The organism is Faecalibacillus sp. MSK20_93 (assembly GCF_020589945.1).
GTDB classification, from domain to species: domain Bacteria; phylum Bacillota_I; class Bacilli_A; order Erysipelotrichales; family Coprobacillaceae; genus Faecalibacillus; species Faecalibacillus intestinalis.
In genome coordinates this window covers 1-3084 of the sequence record NZ_JAJDKA010000105.1, presented here as the reverse complement: position 1 = coordinate 3084, position 3084 = coordinate 1, and the positions used below count along the sequence as shown (strand labels likewise).

Sequence of the window (3084 nt, the reverse complement as noted above, 5' to 3'; positions counted from 1 at the left end):
GTCAAGCAGTCGGTTTTCAGGCAGTTTTAGCTAAAGGCAATGTTGCAACAACATCTAGCGACAGTATTTCAAACCTTACAGATCAACAATTACAAGCATTAACAAATCCTATTCTTCAATCTTACAAAGCAGATAGTAGCCATAAAGTTTGGAAAATGACTGACGATAGTCGATTAGCTGTTTTAGCAAATCAAACTAATATCGAAAATGCAAGATTACAAGAAGTGGTAAAATTAGTAAATTCAGAATTTGTTGAAAAAGAAATTATTTCATCTCCGTTAGCAATGGTTTATGCTCAAGAAAAAGATGTGAGTTATGGAGATATTTTGATTGATATTGATCAAACAAGTTCAATTACTAGTAGCTCTAATAGTAAAGAAGCATATAAAATCACTATTGGAGAAAATGGAGTTCGTTTAACTGGTGCTAGTGAAAATGCTATTATGCACGGATTAAGAACAATCCAAAATTTGATTATTACTAACGATGGATTAGTTTACGGTGAAATCGTAGATTATCCAAATGTTGCAGAACGCAGAGTACATGTCGATTGTGCTAGAAAATATATTTCTAAAGATTGGTTTATTCGTCAAATTAGAGAAATGTCATATATGAAAATGAATGCTCTTCAAATTCATTTTTCTGAAAATATGGGATTTAGAATTGAATGTGAAACAGATCCATCTATCGTTTCTGATCAATATTTAACAAAGACAGAAGTGAGAGAAATATTAGCAGAAGCTAAAAAATATGGTATTAATGTTATTCCATCATTTGATAGTCCAGGTCATGTTGATCAAATTTTAAAAGCTCATCCAGAATATGGGCAAGTTAATACTAGTGGAAATCATTATAAATCTGGTTTAGATGTTACTAATCCTGAAGCTATTGCATATATTCGTAGTTTATATGATGAATATATGGATCTATTTGAAGGATGTACTGATTTCCATATTGGTGGCGATGAGTATATGGAGTTTGACCGTGCACCATTTACTACAGAATATAAGAGTGTATTAAATTCATATGCAGTTAAAAAATATGGTCAAGGATATATTTGGAAAGATGTAATTGCTGGATATATCAATGATTTAGCAGAATATGTACATAATCGTGGATTTACACCAAGAATTTGGAATGATGGTGTTTATTATGGTGAAAATTCTTATGAAGGTGCACAAAAAATAAAAATGCATGACTATATTGGAATTGATTTCTGGTCACAAATGTCATGGAATTCAAGTATTGCAAATTTACAAACATTCATTAATAAAGGCCATGATACAATTTACAATATCAATGCAAGCTTTTTCTATTATGTATTACGTAATAGTAAACCTACAGATGGCAGAGAACAACATTCATTTGATAACTTAAATGCAGATCGTAAAATCTATAATGAATGGTCACCTGGAAAATTCCAAGGAAATCCAGCTGTAAATGATGGTTCTGATTTTATCAAGGGTGCTTCATTGGCAATTTGGTGTGATAATCCAAATTTATGTAGTGAAGATGTAATTACTGAAGATATTGCTGATGAGTTACGTGCATTAGCTTCTAAATCATGGAATACAAGTAGTAATTCAATTACTGATTTTGATAGTTTCCAAGAAAATTATACTAAATTAGGTAATGTTGCTGGATTTGAAAAAGGATCTACATTACCAGATGTTGGGGAATTCTTAACAGCGGGTGATTTAGGTAAAATTACTATTCGTTTCGTAGATGAAAACAATCAAGAATTAAAACATGAAGTAATTAAATACGGAACAGTTGGTGAAAAATTTGAATTTAGTGCAGATCCTATTTATGGATATCGTGTAATTGATAATAAACCAATTACTGGTACTTATACTAAAGAAGGTGCTGTTTATGTATTTACTTATGAATTATATACAGATAAAGCAGCTTTAAATAATGAAGTAACAAATGCATTAAAAGAAAAAGATTATATCAATGAAACATTTAGTGAATATAAAACAGCATTAATAGCTGCTAAAGCTATTAATGATAAAACTGATGCAACACAGGCAGAAGTAGATGAAGTATATGATGAACTTATCGAAGCTAAAGCAAAAGCAGTTAAAATAGAATATTATTCATTATATGTACAAAGTACATATCCACTAAAACAAGATGATTATGTTGGTGGATATGAAGCATATAAACAAGCTGTAGATGCTGGTAAAGCATTATTATCTAGCGATACTTTAAATGCTGAGACTGCTAAAGGAGCTTATGAAGCAATTAAAACTGCTAAATCAAACTTAGTAAAACCTGATGGAAACATTCCAACAATTACCGCTACAGATAACTATTACGAAAAGAATCAATGGTATCCAACTAAAGAATATAGTTATGAAAAAATGTTAGATAACGATTTGAATACTAAGTGCTGGTTTGGACAAGAACAAGCAGCGGATAAAGAATTTAAATTTACTTTTCCTACAGCTGTCAACATGACAAGTGTTCAAGTTATTCAACCTTCTAATGTAGGTGCTGATGCTTTAAAAGGTGCAGATATTGAAGTTTCATTAGATGGTGAAACATGGACTAAAGTTGGATCAATTACGGAAAATGATTTAGATTACACAGCAACATTTGAAAAAACAGCAGTAAAATATGTCAGAGTCCGTTTAACTGTAGCTAAACCAGGTTATTGGTATCAAGTTTCTGAAGTAAAATTTGCTTATGAACAACCACAAGAAGATAACACTTTAAGAGATATGATTAATGAAGCTGAAGAATTAGATATAAGCGGTAAGTCTTCCGTTTTAGTGTCTAATATGGTTGATGCTTTAATCGCTGGTCAAAAGGAATATGTTAAAGGTACTACTGATACTACAACTGTAGAAACAAATTTAAGAAATGCTATCGATGCATTAAAAAATGCAGCTGATACTACTGATTTATCAAGATTAATAGAAGAAGTACAAAAATTAAACGAAGCTGATTATACAGTAGATTCATGGAATGATTTAAAAACTTCTTATAATAAGGCATTAAAAGTTTTAGAAAATAAAACTGCCACTCAAGAACAAGTTGATAAGGCTTATGATGATTTAGATAAGGCTATTAAAGGAT

At 30.6% G+C, this 3084-nt stretch carries 1 protein-coding gene; it reads left to right on the top strand.

Annotated features, from left to right (window positions below):
* Positions 1-3084: family 20 glycosylhydrolase (locus LJD34_RS15640; RefSeq protein ID WP_227360333.1), on the top strand; the 3084-nt coding region annotated here is incomplete at both ends.